The 22,629-nt window shown below is 61.7% G+C and carries 22 protein-coding genes and 3 tRNA genes; 14 read left to right on the top strand and 11 right to left on the bottom strand.

Annotation, left to right across the window (positions count from 1 at the left end; genetic code table 11):
* Positions 1 to 57: 57 nt before the first annotated feature.
* Positions 58 to 1,305 carry a cytochrome P450 gene (locus AC1DYJ_RS21745; RefSeq protein ID WP_477426240.1) on the bottom strand — a complete coding sequence of 416 codons (1,248 nt, stop codon included), beginning with the start codon at positions 1,303 to 1,305 and terminating at the stop codon, positions 58 to 60.
* Between the two features lie 103 nt (positions 1,306 to 1,408).
* On the opposite strand from AC1DYJ_RS21745, the gene AC1DYJ_RS21740 reads away from it, so the two are divergent.
* Both AC1DYJ_RS21740 and AC1DYJ_RS21735 read left to right on the top strand, forming a co-directional pair.
* The gene (locus tag AC1DYJ_RS21740) at positions 1,409 to 2,503 is read left to right on the top strand and encodes an NAD(P)/FAD-dependent oxidoreductase (protein ID WP_477284761.1); all 1,095 of its coding nucleotides are present in this window, start codon (positions 1,409 to 1,411) and stop codon (positions 2,501 to 2,503) included.
* Positions 2,504 to 2,511: 8 nt separating this feature from the next.
* Positions 2,512 to 3,039 carry an SMI1/KNR4 family protein gene (locus AC1DYJ_RS21735; RefSeq protein ID WP_477284759.1) on the top strand — a complete coding sequence of 176 codons (528 nt, stop codon included), beginning with the start codon at positions 2,512 to 2,514 and terminating at the stop codon, positions 3,037 to 3,039.
* Between the two features lie 21 nt (positions 3,040 to 3,060).
* Here AC1DYJ_RS21735 and AC1DYJ_RS21730 read toward each other — a convergent pair whose 3' ends face one another.
* A complete protein-coding gene (locus AC1DYJ_RS21730; protein ID WP_477284757.1) occupies positions 3,061 to 3,651 on the bottom strand; it encodes a hypothetical protein in 591 nt (196 codons plus the stop codon).
* Positions 3,652 to 3,969: 318 nt separating this feature from the next.
* Between AC1DYJ_RS21730 and clpP the strand changes: the two genes are divergently transcribed.
* From clpP to AC1DYJ_RS21705, 5 genes are all read left to right on the top strand, one after another.
* The gene (clpP, locus tag AC1DYJ_RS21725) at positions 3,970 to 4,599 is read left to right on the top strand and encodes an ATP-dependent Clp endopeptidase proteolytic subunit ClpP (RefSeq protein WP_477284756.1); all 630 of its coding nucleotides are present in this window, start codon (positions 3,970 to 3,972) and stop codon (positions 4,597 to 4,599) included.
* Between the two features lie 294 nt (positions 4,600 to 4,893).
* The gene (clpX, locus tag AC1DYJ_RS21720) at positions 4,894 to 6,168 is read left to right on the top strand and encodes an ATP-dependent Clp protease ATP-binding subunit ClpX (RefSeq protein ID WP_023682305.1); all 1,275 of its coding nucleotides are present in this window, start codon (positions 4,894 to 4,896) and stop codon (positions 6,166 to 6,168) included.
* 167 nt (positions 6,169 to 6,335) lie between these two features.
* Positions 6,336 to 7,121, top strand: a complete 786-nt coding sequence (locus tag AC1DYJ_RS21715) for a hypothetical protein (RefSeq protein ID WP_477284753.1) — start codon at positions 6,336 to 6,338, stop codon at positions 7,119 to 7,121.
* A gap of 305 nt (positions 7,122 to 7,426) precedes the next feature.
* On the top strand, positions 7,427 to 9,838 hold the full coding sequence (lon, locus tag AC1DYJ_RS21710) for an endopeptidase La (RefSeq protein WP_477284751.1): 2,412 nt from the start codon (positions 7,427 to 7,429) through the stop codon (positions 9,836 to 9,838).
* Between the two features lie 198 nt (positions 9,839 to 10,036).
* Positions 10,037 to 10,309, top strand: coding sequence for an HU family DNA-binding protein (locus AC1DYJ_RS21705; protein ID WP_112392385.1), 273 nt, complete (start codon positions 10,037 to 10,039; stop codon positions 10,307 to 10,309).
* 167 nt (positions 10,310 to 10,476) lie between these two features.
* Here the strand turns inward: AC1DYJ_RS21705 and AC1DYJ_RS21700 are convergent, their stop codons facing one another.
* The gene (locus AC1DYJ_RS21700; protein WP_477284858.1) at positions 10,477 to 11,499 is read right to left on the bottom strand and encodes an aldo/keto reductase; all 1,023 of its coding nucleotides are present in this window, start codon (positions 11,497 to 11,499) and stop codon (positions 10,477 to 10,479) included.
* A gap of 176 nt (positions 11,500 to 11,675) precedes the next feature.
* On the opposite strand from AC1DYJ_RS21700, the gene AC1DYJ_RS21695 reads away from it, so the two are divergent.
* Both AC1DYJ_RS21695 and AC1DYJ_RS21690 read left to right on the top strand, forming a co-directional pair.
* Positions 11,676 to 12,242, top strand: a complete 567-nt coding sequence (locus tag AC1DYJ_RS21695; RefSeq protein WP_477284749.1) for an SIS domain-containing protein — start codon at positions 11,676 to 11,678, stop codon at positions 12,240 to 12,242.
* A 5-nt stretch (positions 12,243 to 12,247) separates the two neighbouring features.
* Positions 12,248 to 12,991, top strand: coding sequence for a creatininase family protein (locus tag AC1DYJ_RS21690; protein ID WP_477284747.1), 744 nt, complete (start codon positions 12,248 to 12,250; stop codon positions 12,989 to 12,991).
* Positions 12,992 to 13,286: 295 nt separating this feature from the next.
* On the opposite strand, the gene AC1DYJ_RS21685 is transcribed toward AC1DYJ_RS21690, so the two are convergent.
* The 3 genes from AC1DYJ_RS21685 to AC1DYJ_RS21675 all read right to left on the bottom strand — a co-directional run bounded on the left by AC1DYJ_RS21685 (position 13,287) and on the right by AC1DYJ_RS21675 (position 17,092).
* Positions 13,287 to 14,204 (bottom strand): carbohydrate ABC transporter permease, encoded by a 918-nt coding sequence (locus AC1DYJ_RS21685; RefSeq protein WP_477284745.1) that lies wholly within the window; start codon positions 14,202 to 14,204, stop codon positions 13,287 to 13,289.
* A 9-nt stretch (positions 14,205 to 14,213) separates the two neighbouring features.
* Complete coding sequence (locus AC1DYJ_RS21680) at positions 14,214 to 15,329, bottom strand: carbohydrate ABC transporter permease (RefSeq protein WP_477284743.1); 1,116 nt, start codon at positions 15,327 to 15,329, stop codon at positions 14,214 to 14,216.
* Positions 15,330 to 15,427: 98 nt separating this feature from the next.
* On the bottom strand, positions 15,428 to 17,092 hold the full coding sequence (locus AC1DYJ_RS21675) for an ABC transporter substrate-binding protein (protein ID WP_477284741.1): 1,665 nt from the start codon (positions 17,090 to 17,092) through the stop codon (positions 15,428 to 15,430).
* A gap of 273 nt (positions 17,093 to 17,365) precedes the next feature.
* Between AC1DYJ_RS21675 and AC1DYJ_RS21670 the strand changes: the two genes are divergently transcribed.
* The 3 genes from AC1DYJ_RS21670 to rbsK are packed head-to-tail and all read left to right on the top strand — an operon-like array spanning position 17,366 to position 19,863.
* A complete protein-coding gene (locus AC1DYJ_RS21670) occupies positions 17,366 to 18,418 on the top strand; it encodes an ABC transporter ATP-binding protein (RefSeq protein WP_477284739.1) in 1,053 nt (350 codons plus the stop codon).
* Positions 18,419 to 18,461: 43 nt separating this feature from the next.
* The gene (locus AC1DYJ_RS21665; protein ID WP_142868058.1) at positions 18,462 to 18,914 is read left to right on the top strand and encodes an RbsD/FucU family protein; all 453 of its coding nucleotides are present in this window, start codon (positions 18,462 to 18,464) and stop codon (positions 18,912 to 18,914) included.
* A gap of 4 nt (positions 18,915 to 18,918) precedes the next feature.
* Entirely contained in the window at positions 18,919 to 19,863 is a 945-nt protein-coding gene (gene rbsK, locus AC1DYJ_RS21660; RefSeq protein ID WP_477284736.1) for a ribokinase, read from the top strand.
* 23 nt (positions 19,864 to 19,886) lie between these two features.
* Here the strand turns inward: rbsK and AC1DYJ_RS21655 are convergent, their stop codons facing one another.
* From AC1DYJ_RS21655 to AC1DYJ_RS21645, 3 genes are all read right to left on the bottom strand, one after another.
* Positions 19,887 to 20,249, bottom strand: a complete 363-nt coding sequence (locus AC1DYJ_RS21655; protein WP_477284734.1) for a hypothetical protein — start codon at positions 20,247 to 20,249, stop codon at positions 19,887 to 19,889.
* A gap of 65 nt (positions 20,250 to 20,314) precedes the next feature.
* Positions 20,315 to 20,728, bottom strand: coding sequence for a hypothetical protein (locus AC1DYJ_RS21650; protein ID WP_477284733.1), 414 nt, complete (start codon positions 20,726 to 20,728; stop codon positions 20,315 to 20,317).
* Positions 20,728 to 20,798, bottom strand: a tRNA-Asp gene (locus AC1DYJ_RS21645). Before AC1DYJ_RS21645 ends, AC1DYJ_RS21650 begins: the two co-directional genes overlap by 1 nt.
* A 93-nt stretch (positions 20,799 to 20,891) precedes the next feature.
* On the opposite strand from AC1DYJ_RS21645, the gene AC1DYJ_RS21640 reads away from it, so the two are divergent.
* Positions 20,892 to 21,299, top strand: coding sequence for a hypothetical protein (locus AC1DYJ_RS21640; protein WP_477284731.1), 408 nt, complete (start codon positions 20,892 to 20,894; stop codon positions 21,297 to 21,299).
* 58 nt (positions 21,300 to 21,357) lie between these two features.
* Here the strand turns inward: AC1DYJ_RS21640 and AC1DYJ_RS21635 are convergent.
* Positions 21,358 to 21,434, bottom strand: a tRNA-Asp gene (locus AC1DYJ_RS21635).
* Positions 21,435 to 21,653: 219 nt separating this feature from the next.
* Between AC1DYJ_RS21635 and AC1DYJ_RS21630 the strand changes: the two genes are divergently transcribed.
* Positions 21,654 to 21,729: transfer RNA gene (locus tag AC1DYJ_RS21630), tRNA-Val, on the top strand.
* A 161-nt stretch (positions 21,730 to 21,890) separates the two neighbouring features.
* Here the strand turns inward: AC1DYJ_RS21630 and AC1DYJ_RS21625 are convergent.
* On the bottom strand, positions 21,891 to 22,262 hold the full coding sequence (locus AC1DYJ_RS21625; protein ID WP_477284729.1) for a hypothetical protein: 372 nt from the start codon (positions 22,260 to 22,262) through the stop codon (positions 21,891 to 21,893).
* Positions 22,263 to 22,629 lie beyond the last annotated feature (367 nt).

Genomic DNA, 22,629 nt, shown 5'->3' with positions numbered 1-22,629 from the left:
GAACGCGATCGCCCGCATTGGAAACAGTCTCATCTCGCAACCCCACGCCCGCAATCGTCAGAACCCGACGGCAAGCCTTTCCAGCCCATGGAAGTGGTAAGTGTCGCGGAAGCGCGGCTCCTCCGCAAGATGGAGGTGCGGCTGCCGCTCGAAAAGCGTTTTCAGCGATACCTGCAATTCCAGCCGCGCCAGCGGCGCGCCGATGCAGAAATGAATGCCGGCGCCGAACGAGACATTTTTTTGGTCCGCCCGGCCAGGCCGGAAGGCGCCGGGTTCGGCAAAGGCAAGTGGATCATGGTTGGCCATGCCGAGCAGCAGGCCGATCGTCTGGCCCGGTTGTACGATAACCCCTGATGTCACCTCGATCTCCTGATAGGCGTAGCGGGTGAACATGTGCAGCGGCGCGTCGAAGCGCAGGCATTCCTCGACCGTGGCGGCAGTCGCCTCCGGCGAGGTGAAGAAGCGGGCGGGATCGCCGCCTTGCGCCAAGAGCGTGCGCACGGCGTTGCCGGTCTGATGGACCGTCGCTTCGTGGCCAGCATTGAGCAGCAGGATGGCGGACGAGACCAGTTCGTCCTCCGACAGCTTCTGGCCATCCTCCTGCGCCGCGATCAGCAGCGACAACAGGTCGTCGCCCGGGTGCTTGCGCCGCTCAGTGACATAGCCGCGCAAAAAGTCGGAAAAGTCGCGCGCGGCGCGGTTGGCCGTTTCCTCGATCTCGCGTGTGCGGCTGTGCATGTACATGGCCACCATCTGGTGCGACCAGTCGAGCAGTTGCGGCCCCATTTCGACCGGAACGCCGAGCATTTCGGCGATGATGGTGATCGGCAAGGGCGAGGCGAAGGCAGGCAGCAGATCGACCTTGTCCGGTTCGAACCGGTCGATCAACTCGTTGGCGAGCGCTTCGACGCGGGGTCGCAACCGTTCGACCTGCCGCGAGACGAAGGCGCGGTTGACCAGGGTCCTGAGCCTGGTGTGCACCGGCGGCTCCAGCTCCAGCATCGAATTGGTCTCGATGCCGTCGAAGGCGGCAAGATGCGAGCGATCCATGCCGACGCCGCGTCTGTCCGGAACGCCGGTCGGGCTCTGCCGGCCGAAGCGGCGGTCGCGCAGCAGCCGGTTGACGTCGTCATAGCCGCCAAAACACCAGAAGCCGAACTCTTCCCAGAAGAAGGCGTTCGATGCGCCATGCAGGAAGGCGTAGGCGTCGTAAGGGTTCTGGAAAAACGCCGGCTCGTGCGGATCGAGCCGCAGGCGGCGCGTGGCTGGATCAAAGGCGAGGTAGGGCGGCATGGATTTGGTCATGCCAGACCATTAGCGCGGCTTGCCAGCTTGGTGCCAGACCGTATGTTGCCCACCCAAAGCCAATGGATTGAGCCAGCCGAACGGGCTGCGGAAAGACGGTTAGATGAATGTGATCGTGGTCGGTGCAGGCATTGCCGGTCTGTCGACAGCATGGTCGCTCGTCAAGGCGGGCCATAGCGTTTCCATCGTCGAACAAGGGCCGATCCCCAATCCGCTCGCAGCCTCCGGCGACCATCACCGCATCATCCGCCGCGCCTACCTGGCTGGGGCGGGCTATGGCAGGCTGATCGCTGAGGCCTATGCGGCCTGGGACGAGATGTGGGCCGATCTCGGCGAAAGCCATCTCGATGTCAGGGGCTTCCTCTGCGTTTCGCGCGAGCCGGGCGACAAGGCCGAGCAATACCGCGAACAGGCGAATTTCGCGTTCGAACTGCTCGAACCCGAGGCCGCAGTCGAACGCTGGCCGTTCCTCGAACCGGGTTCGATCCGCTACGCCTATGTCTCGCCGGAAGGCGGCGCGCTGCATTGTCGCAAGATCGCTTCCGGCCTGGCCGAATGGCTGCGGACAAACGGCGCCAACGTCTATGAAAACGCCAGGGTTGTGAGGGTCGACGCCGGGGCCGGCCATATTGTGCTGGCCAGCGGCGAAACCATGCAGGCCGACCGTATTGTCGTCACCGCCGGCGCCTGGGTGCTGAAACTGTTTCCCGAACTCGGCGGCGACTTGAAAACCTTTCGCAATGCGCTTGCCTATGTCGAACCGCCGGCGGACCTCAAGGCGGCATGGGAAGCGGCCCCGATCTTTTTCGATGTCGGTGGCGGCACCAACGGCTACATGATCCCGCTGTCGCGCGGCGCCGGCATGAAATTCGGCTCAGCCCTGCACAAGGTTCCGACCAGCGACGCCGACTGGAACCGCGAGCCGGTGCCGGGCGAGGGCGAGGCGATCCGCAATCTGTTTTCGCCGCCGATCGCCCGCATCGAAGAGTACAGGGTGACGGACGTCGTCACCTGCGCCTACACTTTTACGGCGGACGAGAAATTTTTCGCGCACGAGAAAGGCAGATGCCTGATCGTCTCCGCCTGCTCCGGCCATGGCTACAAATTCGGCGCAGCCGTCGGCAGGCGCGTCGCCGCCGCGCTTGGCGATGGCGATATTGCCGGTTTGAAGCGATGGTTGCGAGCGGAGGTGGCCTGACAGGTCCTATGCCGGACATTTCAAAAGAGACCATACTGGTTGAGCTAAAACGGTCGCTTCCGTCGTCTTACGTTGATTTTCTCAATCAGCATGACGGAGGCGAATGGGTCCGCGGCGACGACCTTGTCGTTACCTGGAGCGCGGCGCAACTGGTGCCGTTCAACCGTGAATACCGCGTTCAGACGCTTGCGCCTGGACTGATTTTGTTTGGCTCCGACGGCAGCGCGGAGGCCTATGGATTTGACATGCGCTCGCCGGCCATGTCCGTGGTTCTCGTTCCATTCGTCGGCATGAGCTGGGAATTGGCGATCGCCGTTGCTAAGGACTTTGGCGATTGGAGCAGGACCCTGAAGCCCGAGCAGGCGAACAGTTCCCACGCCGGAATGCAACTTGCGGAACTTACGCCGATCCTGCTCGGCGGGGATCCTGTCGATCCGGCCAATAGGGTCTGGCTGACGCGCAACCAGCATTTTGAGTATGTGCGGTTTTGGAACGACGTGGTCATGGCGGCCAACGCGAAGTCGGCGCCTCAATAGCACTCGACGACGTGCCGATCCCTAATCCTGGCAATGGCGCGCAAGATGCACGCGGCGCCAGCTGGTAGAACCTTCCCGCACCACCACCCGGCGCGCCACCCTTTGGTATGACGGCGCAATCTCGGTGACATGCCGCCGCTCGGGCCGCACCAGCACTTCATGCGCAACGCTCTCATATTCGGCCGGCAGCACGACCCGTCGGGTACGCGCGGGTTCAACCACCACCGTTTCGGCGACACGTGCGTAGCGGGCCTTGCGCCAGACCTTGCACAGCACCCGGCGGCCGTGGATGACGCGCCATTCCCAGGCATAACCGCCATTGTCGACCTGGACCGTGCGGTAAACGGTGCGGGTTCGGGCCGGCACGACCTCATAGGTGACGCGGGGCGGCGCGATCTGCTCGACGCGCTCGTACGTGCCGTAGATCGGCGGGTCGTAATCGACCAGCTGCCCGCCGGGGCTGACCATGACGTCTTCATAGAAAGTGTCATAGAGCGCCGGCCTGTGCACCGGCTCGTAGCACTCGACGGCGCGGCCGCCGGCGACCGCTTCGGACACCATGCCGAGACCGGCAAGGCCGGCAATGGCCAAGGAAACTGTCTTCCTGATCATGGCACTCCCCCTGTTTGAACGCGAGAACGCAGGTTCAACGTTGAATTGTAGGGTATGGTTCTCCCGGGGAAAGCGGTTTCGCCGCATTTCGTTAAGCGATGCGGTTAAGGAATTGCTACACCTAAAACCGTAGTTGGCCGCGTCCTGGCTTCCCCTTGCGCGGAAACCTTGATTCGACTTAACCAGATGGCTAGGAGAAGGCGGCCTTGCGCTAGGGTGAGCCGGCATCCTATTTACATCCTAACCGTCCAGAACCGATTCTGCCCGATTGCTCATATTTCCGGCGCCGGAATCCCCATCTCCAAAAAGGGATAGTCCATGAAGAACCCCGTCGAAACCTACATGAACCTCGTTCCGATGGTGGTCGAGCAGACCAATCGCGGCGAGCGGGCCTACGACATTTTCTCGCGCCTGCTGAAGGAGCGCATCATTTTCATCACCGGCCCGGTCGAAGACGGCATGGCGACGCTGGTCTGTGCACAGCTTTTGTTCCTCGAGGCCGAAAACCCGAAGAAAGAGATCAACCTCTACATCAACTCGCCGGGCGGCGTCGTGACCTCGGGCATGGCGATCTACGACACCATGCAGTTCATCAAGCCGGCCGTGTCGACGCTGTGCATCGGCCAGGCGGCCTCGATGGGCTCGCTGCTTCTGACCGCCGGTCACAAGGACATGCGCTTTGCCACGCCGAACGCCCGCATCATGGTTCACCAGCCGTCCGGCGGCTTCCAGGGCCAGGCTTCCGACATCGAGCGCCATGCCATGGACATCGTCAAGCTGAAGCGCCGCCTCAACGAGGTCTATGTCAAGCACACCGGCAAGAGCTACGAGGAGATCGAAAAGACGCTTGACCGCGACCATTTCATGACCGCCGACGAAGCCAAGGATTTCGGCCTCATCGACAAGGTCATTTCGTCGCGCGAGCCGGTCGAAGGCGTTGCCGCATAAGGCTGCATGGCAGTTGGATGGCGGGATAACGCGCTTTTGCTGGGATTTGCGGCATTTCGGCCACAATTGGCTGTTCCCTCGGCGGATGGGATTGCCTACGTTAATGCTATGTTGATTTTCGACGGCTTAGCTTTGGGTGGGGTTGTCGCGAATCATTGCTACGTTTTCTGATTTGTGTTTCGTACGGATTGCGTTGCGGGAGCCGGGACACTGGCGGCGGCGAATTCCCGCGATAGATAGAATATGCGCCGTTTCCGCCAGACCATCGGCGGGCGGCGATGAAAGGACAGGAAAATGAGCAAGGTCGGCAACAACAGCGGTGATTCCAAGAACACGCTTTATTGCTCGTTTTGCGGCAAAAGCCAGCACGAGGTGCGCAAGCTGATCGCCGGCCCGACGGTGTTCATCTGCGACGAGTGCGTCGAGCTCTGCATGGACATCATCCGCGAGGAAAACAAAACCTCGATGGTGAAGTCGCGCGAGGGCGTGCCGACACCGCAGGAGATCCTGAAAGTTCTCGACGACTATGTCATCGGCCAGCCCTACGCCAAGCGCGTGCTGTCGGTGGCCGTGCACAACCACTACAAGCGCCTGGCGCATGCCGGCAAGAACAACGACGTCGAGCTGGCGAAGTCCAACATCCTGCTGATCGGCCCGACCGGCTGCGGCAAGACGCTGCTGGCGCAGACGCTGGCCCGCATCATCGACGTTCCTTTCACCATGGCCGACGCCACGACCCTGACCGAGGCCGGTTATGTCGGTGAGGACGTCGAAAACATCATCCTGAAGCTGTTGCAGTCGGCCGACTACAATGTCGAGCGCGCCCAGCGCGGCATCGTCTACATCGACGAAATCGACAAGATTTCGCGCAAGTCGGACAATCCCTCGATCACCCGCGACGTGTCGGGCGAGGGCGTGCAGCAGGCGCTCTTGAAGATCATGGAAGGCACCGTTGCCTCCGTGCCGCCGCAGGGCGGCAGGAAGCATCCGCAGCAGGAATTCCTGCAGGTCGACACCGCCAACATCCTGTTCATCTGCGGCGGCGCCTTCGCCGGGCTGGACAAGATCATCTCGGATCGCGGCCGCAAGACGTCCATTGGCTTCGGCGCCATCGTCGCTTCGCCCGAGGATCGTCGCACCGGCGACGTCTTCCGCCTGGTCGAGCCCGAGGATCTCTTGAAATTCGGCCTGATCCCAGAGTTTGTCGGCCGTTTGCCTGTCCTGGCGACGCTGGAAGACCTCGACGAGCCGGCGCTGATCCAGATCCTGACCGAGCCGAAGAACGCGCTGGTCAAGCAGTATCAGCGGCTGTTCGAGATGGAGAGTGTCGACCTGACCTTCCACGAGAATGCGCTGTCGGCGATCGCCAAGCGCGCCATCGAGCGCAAGACCGGCGCCCGCGGCCTGCGCTCGATCATGGAAGCGATCCTGCTCGACACCATGTTCGAACTGCCGGCGCTGGAAGGCGTGCGCGAAGTGGTGATTTCGGAAGAAGTGGTGACCGGCAGCGCCCGGCCGCTCTACATCTATTCCGAGCAGAAGGAAAAGAAGGGCAACGTCAGCGCGTAGCCTTTCTGCCACCAACTGCCTTGATTTGAACGGCGCCTGCGGGCGCCGTTTGCTTTTGGTGGATTGAAACGGCCAATGCCCTGCAACGTTGGGTCGCATTTGAACGAGCAGGTTTGTGAGATGTTATCCCGGCGCCACTAGGCTCTTGGCGGGCAGTGGGGTAGCGGATGGCAATCCTTGACGTTGATTTCCGACCGGTTGCGGACGACCACACATCGTCTGAAGTCGCGCGGCTAAGGGCGGAGGCTGAAGCGCGGGCTGGCTCGCTCGACGATATGGCTTTGCGCGCCGCATCCTACTACGAGCTGTACACCGGCAGCGGTCGCAGCTTCCCGTTTACGATCATCGCCGCCCATGGAGCCTTGTGGGCGCACTGGTATCTCAAGCTGGCCGATGCCGCGGCGAGGGTGCTCGCGGTGATCGACGTCACCTCGACCTTGCCGCATGCGGAACGCATCGCCTCCTACGACAGGTTCGTCGACAAATTTCGCGACATCAACCGCGTGGTGTTCATGGAAACCTGGGTGACGCTGCATTTGCTGCGGCTCGACCCTGACCATCCGCATCTGGCCGATCGCATGCCAAAGCCGCTCAGACATGCGATCGCCGACGCCCAGAAGCAGGCTCTGGCGGGCCGCGAACCGAACAATGACGACAAGCGCCGGGTCTACCAGGACTATTTCAGGTGGGAGCAGGTCGTGGTCGTCGGGCCGCTGGTTCAGGCTGCAATCGACGAATTTCATTGGGAATTGGCATGCTGGTTCTGCCGCCGCCCCTGGGTCTGGTTCTCCTATTTCCGCGTCGGCAAGGCGCTGGTGTTCCGCGATTTCACCGATGCCGAGGAGCGCACGGAAAAGGGTCTGGCGGCGTTCGATTGGGCGGCACGCAAGGGCTGGGACAGGATCGAGGCCAACCTGCTCAGCAATCCGCTCTTTCCAAAACCTCGTATTTGACTGGCAAACAGCCCTTTTTGGGGTGGATTTTCGGCCGCTGCCGCAACGTTGCCTTGATGTTGCGCCCCTTTGCTGTTGCGGATGGGTCGCGTTGCAGGCGAACGGACCGCAATACGCTAGGAACCGCCGGTGTTAACCCTTGATCTTTGCCCCTTGTGCATCCAACTAACACTGGAAGGCCGTGGTGCCGAATTCTGTGCTGTAAAACTCCCGTCACAAACGGTGGTAGGCGGAACGACCCACGGTCGTTAATATGAGATTCGCGGTTGGCTAAAATTAGTGGCCGCGACATGAAAGGTTGGACAATGGCCAAAATATCCAAGGCTCCCAGCGACGGCGTCTTCGCAGTCCTCCCACTGCGCGACATCGTGGTGTTCCCGCACATGATCGTTCCGCTCTTTGTCGGGCGTGAAAAGTCGATCAAGGCGCTGGAAGAGGTTATGGGTCAGGAAAAGCAGATCCTGCTTGCCACCCAGATGAATGCCGCCGATGACGATCCCGAGCCCGATGCGATCTTCGACATCGGCACGCTAGCCAATGTGCTGCAATTGCTGAAGCTACCCGACGGCACCGTCAAGGTGCTGGTCGAAGGCGCTTCGCGTGCCAAAATCGTCTCGTTCACCGACCGTCCGGACTTCCACGAAGCCCGCGCTGCCGCGCTGGTCGAGCCGGAGGAGGAAGAGGTCGAGGTCGAGGCGCTCGCCCGTTCGGTCGTCACCGACTTTGAAAACTACGTCAAGCTGAACAAGAAGATCTCGCCCGAAGTGGTGGGCGCTGCCAGCCAGATCGACGACTATTCCAAGCTCGCCGATACGGTCGCTTCGCACCTCGCCATCAAGATCCCTGAAAAGCAGGAGATGCTGGCCACGCTGTCCGTCAAGGAGCGGCTGGAAAAGGCCATGGGCTTCATGGAAGCCGAAATCTCCGTCCTGCAGGTGGAGAAGCGCATCCGTTCGCGCGTCAAGCGCCAGATGGAGAAGACGCAGCGCGAATACTACCTCAACGAGCAGATGAAGGCGATCCAGAAGGAGCTCGGCGAAGGCGAGGACGGCCGCGACGAGGCCGCCGAGATCGAGGCGCGCATCAAGAAGACCAAGCTCTCCAAGGAGGCCCGCGAAAAGGCGGAAGCCGAACTGAAGAAGCTGCGGACGATGTCGCCTATGTCGGCTGAATCGACCGTCGTGCGCAACTATCTCGACTGGATCCTGTCGATCCCGTGGGGCAAGAACTCCAAGGTCAAGCAGGACCTGGCGTTCGCGCAGAACGTGCTCGACACCGATCACTTCGGCCTCGACAAGGTCAAGGACCGCATCGTCGAGTATCTCGCCGTGCAAAGCCGCCAGAAGAAGCTGAAGGGGCCGATCCTGTGCCTCGTTGGCCCTCCCGGCGTCGGCAAGACCTCGCTCGGCAAGTCGATCGCCAAGGCGACCGGCCGCGAATTCATCCGCATGGCGCTTGGCGGCGTGCGTGACGAGGCTGAGATCCGTGGTCACCGCCGCACCTATATCGGTTCGATGCCCGGCAAGGTCATCCAGTCGATGAAGAAGGCCAAGAAGTCCAACCCGCTCTTCCTGCTCGACGAGATCGACAAGATGGGCCAGGACTTCCGCGGCGATCCGTCATCGGCCTTGCTCGAGGTGCTCGATCCGGAGCAGAACTCGACGTTCATGGACCATTACCTCGAGGTCGAATACGACCTGTCGAGCGTGATGTTCGTGACGACGGCGAACACGCTGAACATCCCTGCGCCCTTGATGGACCGCATGGAGATCATCCGTATCGCCGGCTACACCGAAGACGAGAAGATCGAGATCGCCAAGCGTCACCTGATGCCCAAGGTGGTCCGCGACCACGCGCTGCAGCCGAAGGAATTTTCGGTCAGCGAGGACGCGATCCGCGGCATCATCCAGACCTACACCCGTGAAGCGGGCGTCAGAAGCCTGGAACGCGAGCTGATGAAGCTCGGGCGCAAGGCGGTGACCGAGATCCTGAAGACGAAGAAGAAGACGGTGAGCATCACGGCGGCGAACCTCGCCGACTACCTCGGTGTTCAGCGCTACCGCTTCGGTCAGGTCGAGGCTGACGATCAGGTCGGTGTCGTTACCGGTCTTGCCTGGACGGAAGTCGGCGGCGAGCTGCTGACGGTCGAAGGCGTCATGATGCCCGGCAAGGGCCGCATGACGGTGACCGGCAATCTGCGCGACGTGATGAAGGAATCGATCTCGGCAGCGGCCTCCTATGTCCGCTCGAGAGCCGTCGATTTCGGCATCGAGCCGCCGCTGTTCGACAAGCGCGACATCCACGTGCACTTGCCGGAGGGCGCCACGCCGAAGGACGGACCTTCCGCAGGCGCCGCCATGGCGACAGCCATCGTGTCGATACTGACGGGCATTCCGGTCCGGGCCGATGTGGCGATGACTGGTGAGATAACGCTTCGCGGCCGCATCTTGCCGATCGGCGGCCTCAAGGAGAAGCTGCTCGCCGCACTGCGCGGCGGCATCAAGAAGGTGCTGATCCCGGAAGACAACGCCAAGGATCTGGCGGAGATTCCGGACAATGTGAAGAACGGCATGGAGATCATTCCGGTCTCACGCGTCGGCGAGGTTCTGAGGCACGCGCTGGTGCGTATGCCGGAGCCGATCGAGTGGGTCGAGCCGGTCAATCCGCCGGCCACGACCGACAGCGCAGACGATGCCGGAAAGTCGCTTGCACATTAGAAATTACTAAAGTTGCAGTGCACAAAGAGAGAGCCGGGCCTTGCGCCCGGCTTTTTCATGTGAAAAACCCACCTTTTCCGGGCTTTTTCCAACTTTTTCCGCGCTTTTCGACTTGGTTGCGGGAACGCTTCTTTCTAAAGTCCGTTTCCTGCCGGATGAGTCGAAGAGTTCCGGTTTTTCTCATGGAAGGGAATTTTTATGAACAAGAACGAACTGGTTTCCGCTGTCGCTGAATCCGCGAGCATTTCGAAGGGTGACGCACAGTCGGCGGTCGATGCGGTGTTCTCCGTCATCACTGGCGAACTGAAGAAGGGCGGCGATGTACGGCTCGTCGGCTTCGGAAATTTCACCGTCTCCAAGCGCGCGGCGTCGACTGGCCGCAACCCGCAGACTGGCGCGGAAGTGAAGATTCCGGCGCGTACCGTGCCGAAGTTCTCGGCCGGCAAAGGCCTCAAGGACGCGGTCAACTAAGACCTATTTTTTCTTTTCTGAGATCAGAAAAGCCGGGCTTGCCCGGCTTTTCTTTTGCCTCGACCGCAACGCGGCACGGCGGGCCAGCCCGCTGAGGCTCGCCTTCAGCCCGCTGAGGCTCGCCTTCAGCCCGCTGAGGCTCGCCTTCAGCCCGCTGAGGCTCGCCTTCAGCCCACCGGCGCATCCGCGCGCATAAGACCTTCCTGCTTGAGATCGGCCCAAAGTGCAGCCGGCAGCCTGGCGTCGAGTAGCGCGCGGTTGCTTTCGACCTCGGCCGGCCGCTGGCCGCCGGGGATGACCGACACCACGGACGGGTGCAGCAGCGGGAACTGGAGCGCCGCTTCGATCAGCCTGACGCCATGGCGCTTGCAGACCGCCTCGATGCGTCCGACACGATCCATGATGTCCTGTGGCGCCTCGGAATAGTTGTAATAGGCGCCGGGCTTCGGGCCTGTCGCCAGGATGCCGGAATTGTAGGGGCCACCCAGCACGATGCCGATGCCGCGTGTCTCACAGAGCGGCAGGAAGGTGGCAAGCGCCTCCTGCTCCAGCAGCGTGTAGCGTCCGGCCAGCAGGAACAGGTCGAAATCGCCGCGCTCGGCCAGCGTCTGACAGACATCCCATTCGTTGATGCCGCCGCCGAACGCCTTGATCACACCCTGGTCGCGCAGCGCCAGCAGGCCGGAATAGCCCGAGGCCATGAACTCCTCGATGCGCCGGTCGGACGCTTCCCTGCTGCCATGGGTGAAGATGTCGAGGTCATGGACGAACAGGATGTCGATACGGTCGACGCCGAGCCGTTCCAGCGAGGCCTCGAACGAGCGCATGACGCCGTCATAGCTGTAATCGTAGACCTCGCGGCGCGTCGGCGTGTCGAAGAATTTTCCGATGCCGGTGCGCTCCTCCGGCAGGCAGGCGCGCAGCAGCCGACCAACCTTGGTCGACAGCACATAGTCATCGCGCTTCCTGCCGCGCAGGAAGGCATTGAGGCGCGTTTCGGCGAGACCCAGGCCATAGAGCGGCGCGGTGTCGTAGTAGCGGCAGCCGGTCGCCCATGCGGCCTCCAGAGTGGCATTGGCTTCCTCGTCGGGCACGGCGCGGTAGAGGTTGCCGAGCGGCGCGCTGCCGAAGCCAAGTTCGGTGAAGTCGATGCCGCCATTGCCGATGCGGTCGAAATGCCGTGTCTTCATGTCGCTTGAAATGTCCTGGATTGATTTGTCTGACATGACACTATCACGCCGCTGGCACAGCAAAAGCCGCGGCGGCTGTTGGACACGCATTTTCGCGGTGATAGCATGAACAAAAACAAGCCTTTCCCCTGAAATGCGCTACCGGAAATCCCGGCCACAACCCTGGCGGAACCCCGATGACGAATGCCGGCCCGGATATGTTCGCGACCGCCCTGCAGGAGCTGGGCGCCGTGCTGGCGCGGGTCGACGAGGCCGGCATCGACTCCGCCTGCCAAATGCTCGCCCGGGCACAGAAGATCGTTGTCTATGGCTGTGGCCGCGAGGCCCTGCAGCTCAAGGGCCTCGCCATGCGGCTCTATCACCTCGGGCTCGAGGTCTCGGTGGTCGGCGACATGAACACGCCGCCTGTTGGCCCGGGGGATGTCTTCCTGGTCAGTTCCGGTCCGGGCGAGACCACGACGGTGCTTACCCTGATGCAGGTCGCCCGTGACGCCGGCGCCACCGTGCTGCTGCTCACCGCCGAGGTTGGCGGCAGTGCGACCGCACTCGCCGACTTCACCTTGCTCATCCCGGCGCAGACCATGGCGCGCGACCAGGGGCCGCAAAAGAGATCGCTGCTGCCGATGGGCTCGGTCTTCGAAGGCGCGCTGTTCCTGCTGTTCGAGGTGATGGTGCTGAAGCTCAAGGGGCTGACCGGCCAGTCGTCCGAGGCCATGCGCGCCCGCCACACCAACATGGAGTAGGCGCGATGCGCTACGAATTGATGCTGCCGCACCAGATCCGCACGGCGATCGCCGAGAACTGGCCGGTGGTGCTGCCGCTCGGCGTGCTCGAATATCACGGCGAGCACATGGCCGTCGGCATGGACACGCTGGCCGTCATCAAGACGCTGGAGCTCTACGAAAAGGAGAGCGACATCGTCATCCTGCCGGCTTTCTACTACGGCGCGGCGAGCTACGCCGTGGCGGCGCCCGAAGGCAGCGGTTCGGTGCAGGTCGGCGGCAATCAGCTGGCGCCGTTTGGCGAAGAGCTGTTCTACGGCCTGCTGCGCATCGGCTTTCGCAACATCCATGCCATCATCCACCACCAGACCGAGAATTTCGTGGCGGGAATGCCGACCGATCTCGCCTTCAAGACCGCAGGCCGCCAGGCGATCTTCCGCTTCCTCGAAAAGCAGCGCGGCGAGGGCTGGTGGGGGGCAAACGAGATGGCCGACTATTATGCCGGCCACGCCGCCGGCGAAAACTTCTTCAACTGGGTGCAGGTGCATCCGCTGATGTCGGCCGAAATGAACGGCAAATACCCGTTCGATCATGCCGGTATCGGCGAGACGTCATTGATGCTGGCGCTATGCCCGGAGGCTGTCGATGCCGGGCGTTTTGGCGAGAATACCGGGTGGTATACGGCCAGTGCCAAGGACGCCTCAGCGGAGCTGGGGCGGAAGGGCGTGGCGATGATCATGGATCATCTCAAGGCGATACTGGGGCACTAGAGCGAAAGGCGCTCTAATTCAATATCGGCGACTTATGAGACCGATGGTTGAAGCCGCCATCATTACAAAAATGAAAACAAAAAAGATTATGAAGAACCAATATCTTACAGGTTCTGTTGACCTCCTGTGGGTCCTTCCTCTTGCCGGGAAAACTCCGGCCGATACGGCCGGATAGACGACCTTGGCAAGGAAGCCAAGCAGCCAGAAATCCGCCCATATCAATGCGGCGATTGCCAGAATTTCATGTATCTTCAAAAAAGATCCGTCCAAAACCGATGCAGTTTACAGGGCTCTATTACTTCACCGCCCCAGCCGTCATGCCCATGATCAGATAGCGCTCCAGCGCAATCCCGATCACCGCCAGCGGCGCGATTGCGGCTGTGGCGAGTGCTGCCATCGACCACCAGTTGATGCCTTGCGAGCCGGTCTGGCTCGCCACCATCACGGGAATTGTCTTGGCGTCGGTCGAGGTCAGAAGGGCCGCGAAAAAATACTCGTTCCAGCACAGCACCATGGCCAGGATGAAGGCGGCGACCATGCCCGGCAGCGCAATCGGCATGACGATGCGGAAAAACGCGCCCCAGATCGACAGGCCGTCGACGAGGGCTGCCTCCTCGAGCTCGACGGGGATCGAGTTGAACTGGTCGCGCATGATCCAGATGACGATCGGCAGCACCATCAGCGTGTAAAGCAGGATCAGCCCGATGCGTGTGTCGAGCAGACCGACCTCGCGGTAGAGCACCAGGAAGGGCAGGGCCAGCACCACCGGCGGCAGGATCAACTGCGACAGGAAGAAGAACGAGATGTCCTCGTTCTTGAACCAGGCGAACTGATAGCGATAACGGGTCAGCCCATAGGCGGCGAGGCTGCCGATGACGATCGCCAGGCTCGATGCGCCGACCGACGTGATCACCGAATTCATGAAGCGCTTGAAGAATTCCTCGCGCACCGTCGAGGTCTGGAAGATCGAATCCGGCGACAGGCCGAGCGAGCGCCAGCCCTTCCAGTCCGGCTGGAAGTCGACGAACGGGATCAGATGGCCCTGGGTGACGTCGACGGCCGTCTTGAACGAGGTGGTGATCGTCCAGTAGATCGGGAACAGGCAGATGAAGGCCCAGAACGCCAGCGCGCCATAGATGAAGACGCGGTTGGCCAGAAAACCCAGCGGCGAGCGGATTTCGGACGCGGCATAATCGGTGGTCTGGACGCTCATTGTCCCCCGTCAGTTCACATTGCGCACGAAGCGATTGGCGAATTTCAACAGCCAGGTCACGAACACCACGATGATGACAAGGTAAGCCATCGCCAGCATGGTGCCGTAGCCGACATTCGAGCGGTCGCGGTATTCGCGGTAGATGAAGCTCGACACCGAATCCGTGGCGCCACCGGGGCCGCCGGAGGTGACGGTAATGATGATGTCGGCCAGCTTCAGCTTGAAGATGATGCGCAGGATCACCGCCGTCACCGACACCGGCAGCATCAGCGGGAAGGTGACCTGCCAAAAAGTCTGCCAGGTCGTGGCGCCGTCGACGCGTGCGGCCTCCAGCACGTCGCGCGACATCGCCTGCAGACCGGCCAAGAGCATGATCATCATGAACGGGATGAAGGTCCAGGCATCGAGCACCATGATCGAGATGCGGGCGGTGATCGGGTTGGAGAAGAAGGCGGGGTTCTCCCAGCCGAGATGACGCGCCAGTGTCGCCGCCGGCCCGAAGCGGTATTCCATCAGCGATTTGCCGATCATCCACGACACCGCGACCGGCGACAGCATCAGCGGCATCAGGAAGACGACACGGAAGAACTTGCGCGCCCGGATCTGCGCGTTGAGCAGCAGCGCCAGGCCGAAAGCGATGACGTACTCGACCAGCACGGCCAGCACATAGAGCACCATGTTGAACAGCGCATTGCGGTAGTAGGGATCGGCCAGCATCTGCCAGAAATTGTCGAGCCCGTTGAACTTGCGGCCGGCGAAGGAGGACAGGTTCCAGTCTGTCAGCGCGATGTAGAAGCCGAACAATGTTGGGAAGATCACCATGGCGATGGTGAACAAAAGCGCCGGCAGCAGGAACAGCGCGCGCTGGCCGTCCTCGCCGCGCGTCAGCACCTGGCCGACGCCGAGCGCTACGCCCCACAGAATGTAGGCGTAGACGATAGGGCGCCAGGTATCGAAACCGAGCGTGGTGACTTCGCTCTTGTAGAGGATCTCCAGCGCGATCACCGCCAGCAGGCCGAGCGTGGCCAGCGCCATCACGGCAAAGCCAAGCTGCTTGCGGCCCGGCGAGATCAGATCGGCTGGACCGGCGTTTGCCGGCCATGCAGTGGTGGTCTGGTCAGCCACGCGTCCCCGTCCGTTCAAAAACTAAAACCTGCAACCGGCTCGAGCCGGTCAGGTCCGGCGGCTTGCACCGCCGGACCTGTTGTCACGATAGGATCAGCCTACACGCCGAGCGAGGCCTTGTAGAGCTTGATCTGGTTTTCGCGGCCGATCTGGTCGGTCAGCTTCTCCCAGGCCGCGGCAATGGCGTCGGCGCCTTCCTGCGCTTTCATCTTGCCGGCGAATGTGTTGGCCAGAATGTCCTCGGCAGCGGAATAATACTGGAAGATGCCGGGGATGCGCGGCTCGATCGCCGCGTTCGGATGGTTGTAGCTGTCGGCTTCCGACTTGAGATACGAGGTGATGAACGCCTCGTCGTAGCCTGCCGCAACCCATTCGGGAATGTCGAAATGCGAGTTGCGGTAGGGCTGGAAGCCGGACGGATACATCGCCGTCCAGATCGACAGGTCCTTGCCGCCGAGATGGGCCGCGGCCGACCATGCCGCCTTCTTCTTCTTTTCGTCGCTGTCGACGCGTGCCATGACATAGACGCCCCAGCCGAGATAGGCGCAGTTCGGCGCATAGTTCGGGCCGCTGGCGAGCTTGTCCCAGGCGCCGGTCTTGGAATTGTAGACATCGTCGGATCCCGGCAGGATCGAGAAGCCGGTGACGTCGCCGATGACCGACGAGTCATTGGTCTTGACGTTGGAGCCGACGTCGCCCCACCAGGTGACCATCGAACCCGTGCCGGCCAGGAACTGCTGGAAGGCGGTGGTGTTCGGGTCGGCATTGATCTGGTCGGCCGGTTCCGAAGGCAGCGCGTCGATGACGTCCTGGATGGCGCGCACCCAGGCCGGATTGTCGACGCGCGGCTTCATCGTGTCGGCGTCGAACAGCCAGGCCTTGTCGTCTGGATGCTTGGCATAGGCGGAGGCGCGGCTGCCAAGGAAGTAGAAGCCGAAACCGCCCCAGGCCTTGGGCGCATCGAGATAGCCAAACACGTCCTGGCCCTTGAACTGCTTGCCCTTGAGGAATTTTGTGACGGCCTGGACTTCCTGCCAGGTCTTCGGCACGCCCCATTCGGTGGTCGCGCCGCCATCCTTCCATGCCTTGGCGAGGTCGGCATCGGCAAACACGTCGGTGCGGTAGTTGAAGTTATGCGCATCGCCGTCGACGGTGATGCGATACTGCTTGCCGTCCCAGGTGCCGACCGGCGGCTGCAGATAGGCCACGACATCCTTCATGTCGATCTGCTCTTTGACCCAGTCGGGCATTTCGGAGGTCAGGCCCTTGCCGCAGACATCGCCTTCGAAGGGCGCGCCCATCTCGATGATGTCGAAATCGACGGTGCCGGTGGCGATCGACTGCTGCAGGCGAGCGTTGTAGTCGGCCTGCGCCAGGTCGATCCAGCTGATCTTGGCGCCGGTGTAGGCCTCCCACGGCTTCAGGAAGCCGCGGAACAGAACATTGTGAAGGTTCTGGTTGTTGAGGCCCATGAAGGTGAGTTCGACACCGGCGAATTCGCCTTCCTTGACGTTGGCCTTGGTGGCTTCCAGGCAGAGTTCGCCGACCTTCTGGAAGTCGGAATCCGTCGGCTGGCCTTTGCCGACACCGGGAATCTGCAGGATTTTCGAGCGCAGTTCGCTGGCGGCTTCAGCCGGGCGCGTTAAAGCGCCGAGGCCTGCACCGGAAGCGGCGGCGATAGCGGCCATAGAGGCCGCGCCTTTGAGTATGTCACGCCGGGTCGCACCCGCGCGGACGAGTTTTTCGTACAGACCGACTCTCATCTATTCCTCCCAGAACAACTGTCGTGAATTGAAATGCCAATCCCTCGGACGCCGAACGTCGGCGGTTCTCCTTTTATCATACGGGGACGTGGGACCCCACCCTGCGTCGCCTGGAGCTCCGATTTTCGGGAAAAAATCCGACTGTCGGATTGGCACTCGCCACTATTCGCGTAATCGATTACCTTGTCAACACGAATGACTTTTTATCGATAACATACTGACTTGCCCTTGCCGTTGGCAATGGCTAGCTTCACCGCAAGAAAAGGGGGGACGATGGCTCAAGTCGCGATCAGCAATGTGGCCAAGGCGTTCGGAACCGTCAAGGTCCTGCACGGAGTCAGTGTCGATATCGCCGACGGCCAGTTCGTGGTGCTGGTCGGCCCATCGGGCTGCGGCAAGTCCACGCTGCTCAGAATGGTGGCCGGGCTGGAAACCGTCTCGGGCGGCACCATCGCCATCGGCGACCGCATCGTCAACAATCTGCCGCCGGCCAAGCGCGACATCGCCATGGTGTTCCAGAATTATGCGCTCTATCCGCACAAGACGGTGGAGCAGAACATGGCGTTTGCGCTGAAGCTGCGCGGCACCGATCCGGCCGTGGTCGCCGAGCGGGTCAAGCGCGCCGCCGACATTCTCGACCTCAACCCCTACCTGAAACGCTATCCGCGCCAGCTCTCTGGCGGCCAGCGCCAGCGTGTCGCCATGGGCCGCGCCATCGTGCGCAACCCGCAAGTGTTCCTGTTCGACGAACCGCTCTCCAATCTCGATGCGAAGCTCCGCGTACAAATGCGCACCGAGATCAAGGAACTGCATCAGCGGCTGAAAACCACCACCATCTACGTCACCCACGACCAGATCGAGGCCATGACCATGGCCGACAAGATCGTCGTCATGCGCGATGGCCGTATCGAACAGGTCGGCGCGCCATTGGAATTGTTCGACCGGCCGGCCAATCTGTTTGTCGCCGGCTTCATCGGCTCGCCGTCGATGAACCTGCTCAAGGGCGTGGTGCGCAAGGGCGACAAGGTCGAGATAGCGGGCACGCTGTTCCCGATCGCTGCCGGCAGCGCCGCCAAGGAAGGCCAGGCCGTGGTCTATGGCGTGCGGCCCGAACATCTCGAAATCCACGCCGACGGCGTGCCGGTGAAAATCTCGGTGGTCGAGCCGACCGGCTCCGAAACCCTGGTCTTCGTGCGCTTCGGCGACGGCGAGATGGTGGCGCTGTTTCGCGAGCGCCACGACTTCAAACCCGGCGACACGCTCAATCTCAAGCCGCGCCTCGACCAGGTCCACCTCTTCGACGCCGAGACCGGCAACCGGCTCTGATTTTCCAATCGACTTTGACCAAACCTGTTTGACGAGGACTGCCATGCTCAAAGGGATCAACCCATTGCTCAACGCCGATGTGCTTCAGGCGCTGAGGGCAATGGGGCAYGGCGACGATCTGATCATCGCCGACACCAATTTCCCCGCCGATTCGGTGGCGCGCCAGACCGTGCTCGGAAAACTGCTGCGCATCGATGCGCCGGCGGCCGATGTGGTCAAGGCGGTGCTGTCGCTCTATCCGTTGGACACTTTTGTCGACGACGCGGCCGCCCGCATGGAGATCGTGGGCAAGCCCAACGAGATTCCGCCGGTGCAAAAAGAGGTGCAGAAACAGATCGACAAGGCCGAGGGCAAAGCCTGGCCGATGATCTCGGTCGAGCGCTACGCCTTCTACGAACGTGCCAAGAAGGCCTATTGCGTCATCCAGACCGGCGAGCGCCGCTTCTATGGCTGCTTCGCCTTCCGCAAGGGCGTCGTGCCGCCGGATGCGGAGTAGCACAATGCCATCCGGCCAATCTGTTGTCACAAAGCCTGTTGTCATATTGGGCGTCTTCGTCGCCGACACCGCCTATCGCGCCGATCGCCAGCCGCGCATGGGCGAGACCATCCTTGGCAATTCCTTCAAGCTGGGGCCGGGCGGCAAGGGCTCGAACCAGGCGGTGGCGGCCGGCAAGCTTGGCGCCGACGTCACCTTCCTGACCCGGCTCGGCGTCGATGCTTTCGCCGACATGGCCAAGGCGACCTGGAAAGATGCCGGCGTGAAGAGCGCCGTCATCGACACGCCGCAAAGCTATACGGGTGCGGCCTATATCTTCATCGAGGAGACCACCGGCAACAACGCCATCATCGTCAGTCCCGGTGCAGCGATGCTGATTACGCCTGATGACATCGAGGCCAATGCCGGCCTGATTGGCGGGGCTGGCGTCTTCGTCACCCAGCTCGAACAGCCGATCGACGCAGCTTTGCGCGCACTCGAGATCGCGCGCGGGGCAGGGGTGACCACCATCCTCAATCCGGCGCCGGCGGCAAAACTGCCCGACCGCATCTACGCGCTTTGCGACTACGTCACGCCCAACGAGACCGAGGCCGAGGAGCTGACCGGCATCAAGGTTGCCTCCATCGACGACGCCCGCCGCGCCGCCGACAGCCTGCTGCAAAAGGGCGTCGGCTCGGTCATCATCACACTCGGCGAAAAAGGCGCGCTGCTGCATACCGCGAACCGTTCCGACCATGTCCCCGTGGTCAGCGCCGGCCCGGTGGTCGAAACCACCGGTGCGGGAGATGCCTTCAATGGCGGCCTAGCCGCCGCCCTCGCCAAAGGCGTGGAGCCGCTGCAAGCAGTGCGCTTCGCCTGCGCCGTCGCCGGCATTTCGGTGACGCGGCCAGGCACGGCGCCATCCATGCCGACGCTGCAGGAGGTCGAGGCGCTGCTGGAGGGGATTTGAGGCCGCAGCGTTCTTGCATGGCCTCACCAGTCGCGATTGTCGTCCAGCCAGTATGCGCCAAGGCAGCCGAGTTGGCGCCGAAGGCCAAGCCGCCGCTTCGTGTCAAACGCCATCTGCGAGCGTGTCCAGAGAGCGCTGTTCTCGTTCGAATTGGGCACGATGGTATATCCACTCGCGACCAGTTGCAGCCTCATTTCCTCGAAGTGCCTTTTGAAACCGTTCTCGATCCGGCTTTGCGAGTAGCGTCGTCCGTGCAGGCATTCCTGGGCCAGGATGTCGGAATACATCTGGGCGCTGATCGTTCTCAACGCTTCTTCGGAGATCGGCTTGTGGCTGTCCTCGGACCAGCATCGCCCTGCCGACGCTACCAGCATCGCGGCCACCATGCCTGCCGACAACCTCTCCACTTTGGTCCTTCCCGACCGGGGTGTCATATTAGCCACAGATAATGTTAATCGGCAATCCGGTCTTGCGCCATTGGCATAGGTGTCCAGTAATGGGTCGCCGTGTCTGGCACCGCAATTGCAATGTCAGCAATGCCGGGGGCATCCGTCGCTCCTGGCAAGCCGGGGGGCGATCGGGGCCCGCCGCTTCTCAAAATGAGCGGCGGGCTCTTTAGTGCCGGTTTGAAAGCCGCCTGAATCGCCGAAACATTGGGTGCTGGGCCATTATGTATTTTCCGCAATTTCTGGTGGGCATGTTCGCAACGTCGTTCATCGTTGCGATCTGGGCCGACATTGCAACTGGCTCCGTCTGGAAGGCGCTCGGCTGGGCTGTTCTTGCAATGGTTATTCTTCAGCTTGGATACATCGGCCTTGTCGTCCGCCTGATCTACAAACGGGAATCGGAAGGCGTCGAGGGACATGGTGCGAGCGCGGCTCGAACCCGCAACCTCCGGCGTGACAGGCCGGCACTCTAACCGACTGAGCTACACCTCGCGCAGCATTGATCGCTGCAAGGCGACCCATCTGAACGAACGCATTCAAGGCGCCAAGGGGTAACTGCGGGACAGCGCAAGGAGGTCTTCGATGCTCTGGGTTGCACTGGTCATCGGCGCCTTGCTTGCGGGCAAGTGCCTGTCATTCGTCTCGACGCTTGCCGACACGGCGACCAAAATGGCTGGCTCCGCTCCTGAACCCAATTCTTATCAGGCCGACATGACCCCGGACTGGCTGATGGGCCTGATGGGCATCTGCTTCATCGAGCTGGTCGGGGCGGTCTGCGGCATCTGGTATTTTGAGGGATGGATCCTTGGCCTCGTCGCGCTGGTCGCAGCGATCGCCCTCCCTGCGATTTTCAACGTGGCGGTGCCACCGCGCCGAGGGTCGATCGTCTACTTGCGGAGCGCGGCATTCACGCTGCTGACCCACCCCAGCCGTGTGGAGATGATGGGCCGGCTGCTTGCCGCCCGACCCGATATTGCGCGATATCTGTGAAAGAATGCCTTGGCATTCAGACTTTCGGCCACTTCAAATCAGCGAACTGATTGAGAAGTGGCGCGAGTGACGGGGCTCGAACCCGCGACCTCCGGCGTGACAGGCCGGCACTCTAACCAACTGAGCTACACCCGCGCATTTGACGAGCACGTGTCAGCCGTGTTCGTCGTTGGGGCGGTGGATAAGGGGTTCGCCACCGGGTGTCAAGCGCAGCTAGGCAGCATAAACGCAAACAGGAGAAGGTTTTTTGACAGGCGGCGTTTTGCCCGGGAAAACCGCTATGCGGCTAAGCACGCGCCTGTTCATTTGGCCTTGCGAAGCCGGTTGCGACCGCTTAAAGGTCCGGCCCGGAGCGGGCGATTAGCTCAGTTGGTAGAGCGCTTCGTTTACACCGAAGATGTCGGCGGTTCGAGCCCGTCATCGCCCACCATTTTATTTTAAGGCAGAATTTCCACCCGGCTGGACCATCAAGTCGGTGAGTTTGCAGCTGCCTGGCTACAGAACAGTAACAGCGCTGGGCAGCCAGCACCCGAGCTCCCGACTCCGCCAGAAACGTCGATCTCCGCCCGGCTGACAGCCCAAAATCAAGTCTCACACCTTGGCGGTGTTCAGTAGCTGCATGTCGCCCATCCAAGCGGGACGATGAAACGAGAGCGGGCGAAGAAACATCTCCCAGCCACCTGGCGTCAAGCCGAACGCCGGACTTGCCAAAGGCTCTGCTTTCGATAAAACCGAGCAGACCAATAGTGCGTCTAACGAACCCTGCGGCGGAGTTGTTTCACGATGCTCTTCTTGGCAACTCTGGCGATAGAGGCTTTTTGGCCTGTGTGGTTGTTCTTGCTTTGCATTCTCGTGCTTATCCTTGCGCTTCGCCGTCCGCGCCCTCGGGTCGTTTTCGTAGCACAGCCGGGACAGGATATGGCGCAGCAGGCGAAGCAGATTCAGCAAGCGCAGGCTGATCACATTCGCGCCTTGCAGCAGGACTGGGACGCGTTGCCTTGGCATAGGAAATTGGCCAGCAATGGAAGGCCGAGGTAATCCGCGGCGGCGGCCTTTAGTTGGGCCGCGATCTACAAGCGCCGAGGGTGGGAAGCAGCGAGGTGATTCAGCATCTTCAACTGAAGATCGCGGTCGAGGATCATGGGAAAACGGTCCTCCTTTTGCCGTTGTTGTGAAAGCAACTCGTTCGAAGACCTAGGGCGAGATTCGCCCTATGATACAGGCGGTAAAATACCGGCGGTAGGTTCTCGGCAATCGCCTTTCACGCCCGCAAGTCGGCCGCGTATGATCGGTGGCGCGGGCGCGGCCACAACGGCCACGCCCGCCTTTC

The organism is Mesorhizobium sp. P2_B11 (genome assembly GCF_056404855.1).
This window is presented reverse-complemented; position numbering and strand designations above follow the sequence as displayed.

Coding starts and splice junctions, on each gene's coding strand:
- lon (WP_477284751.1), top strand. CDS start 7,427: ATGGCCAAAATATCCAAGGCTCCCAGCGACGGCGTCTTCGCAGTCCTC.
- AC1DYJ_RS21640 (WP_477284731.1), top strand. CDS start 20,892: ATGCTCTGGGTTGCACTGGTCATCGGCGCCTTGCTTGCGGGCAAGTGC.
- AC1DYJ_RS21740 (WP_477284761.1), top strand. CDS start 1,409: ATGAATGTGATCGTGGTCGGTGCAGGCATTGCCGGTCTGTCGACAGCA.
- AC1DYJ_RS21705 (WP_112392385.1), top strand. CDS start 10,037: ATGAACAAGAACGAACTGGTTTCCGCTGTCGCTGAATCCGCGAGCATT.
- AC1DYJ_RS21745 (WP_477426240.1), bottom strand. CDS start 1,305: ATGACCAAATCCATGCCGCCCTACCTCGCCTTTGATCCAGCCACGCGC.
- AC1DYJ_RS21675 (WP_477284741.1), bottom strand. CDS start 17,092: ATGAGAGTCGGTCTGTACGAAAAACTCGTCCGCGCGGGTGCGACCCGG.
- AC1DYJ_RS21650 (WP_477284733.1), bottom strand. CDS start 20,728: ATGTCCCTCGACGCCTTCCGATTCCCGTTTGTAGATCAGGCGGACGAC.
- AC1DYJ_RS21735 (WP_477284759.1), top strand. CDS start 2,512: ATGCCGGACATTTCAAAAGAGACCATACTGGTTGAGCTAAAACGGTCG.
- AC1DYJ_RS21695 (WP_477284749.1), top strand. CDS start 11,676: ATGACGAATGCCGGCCCGGATATGTTCGCGACCGCCCTGCAGGAGCTG.
- AC1DYJ_RS21655 (WP_477284734.1), bottom strand. CDS start 20,249: ATGGTGGCCGCGATGCTGGTAGCGTCGGCAGGGCGATGCTGGTCCGAG.
- clpX (WP_023682305.1), top strand. CDS start 4,894: ATGAGCAAGGTCGGCAACAACAGCGGTGATTCCAAGAACACGCTTTAT.
- AC1DYJ_RS21730 (WP_477284757.1), bottom strand. CDS start 3,651: ATGATCAGGAAGACAGTTTCCTTGGCCATTGCCGGCCTTGCCGGTCTC.
- AC1DYJ_RS21685 (WP_477284745.1), bottom strand. CDS start 14,204: ATGAGCGTCCAGACCACCGATTATGCCGCGTCCGAAATCCGCTCGCCG.
- AC1DYJ_RS21670 (WP_477284739.1), top strand. CDS start 17,366: ATGGCTCAAGTCGCGATCAGCAATGTGGCCAAGGCGTTCGGAACCGTC.
- AC1DYJ_RS21690 (WP_477284747.1), top strand. CDS start 12,248: ATGCGCTACGAATTGATGCTGCCGCACCAGATCCGCACGGCGATCGCC.
- AC1DYJ_RS21700 (WP_477284858.1), bottom strand. CDS start 11,499: ATGAAGACACGGCATTTCGACCGCATCGGCAATGGCGGCATCGACTTC.
- rbsK (WP_477284736.1), top strand. CDS start 18,919: ATGCCATCCGGCCAATCTGTTGTCACAAAGCCTGTTGTCATATTGGGC.
- AC1DYJ_RS21715 (WP_477284753.1), top strand. CDS start 6,336: ATGGCAATCCTTGACGTTGATTTCCGACCGGTTGCGGACGACCACACA.
- clpP (WP_477284756.1), top strand. CDS start 3,970: ATGAAGAACCCCGTCGAAACCTACATGAACCTCGTTCCGATGGTGGTC.